At 30.2% G+C, this 361-nt stretch carries 1 protein-coding gene; it reads right to left on the reverse strand.

Going from position 1 to position 361, the window contains the following annotated elements:
* Window positions 1–361, reverse strand: a 361-nt coding sequence (locus tag AOA59_RS31860; RefSeq protein ID WP_178076220.1) for a ribosomal protein L7/L12, incomplete at both ends; no start/stop codon positions are given.

The following is a 361-nucleotide window of genomic DNA, read 5'->3' on the forward strand; positions in this document are numbered from 1 at the left end:
CTTCCCAGATACATCGTCCCTGTTCCATTAGTTACTTTATCACCAACTTCTAGAATTGATTTATTAAAATTATCGTCATCAATACTATTCTTAAATTGTGCAAATGTCTTTTTATGAGAAGTGAAAATCCCATCATTTTCAGCATACACTATCTTATAGTCTTCAATTATCGTTTTCATTTTCACATAACAACCTAATTGGATTAGTTCATTAGCAATAGCCTCTGCTTCTTCTTTTACAACCTCTGACTTAATTAAAGTAGGAGAAGATTCTATCAATTCCTTGGATTTATTAACATGAACATCTAATAACTTTGATAACTTAAGAGCAACTTTAACTTTGTTATCACCAGGACTAATTA

This window comes from Pseudomonas sp. 2822-15 (assembly GCF_002742515.1).
Lineage (GTDB): Bacteria > Pseudomonadota > Gammaproteobacteria > Pseudomonadales > Pseudomonadaceae > Aquipseudomonas > Aquipseudomonas salomonii.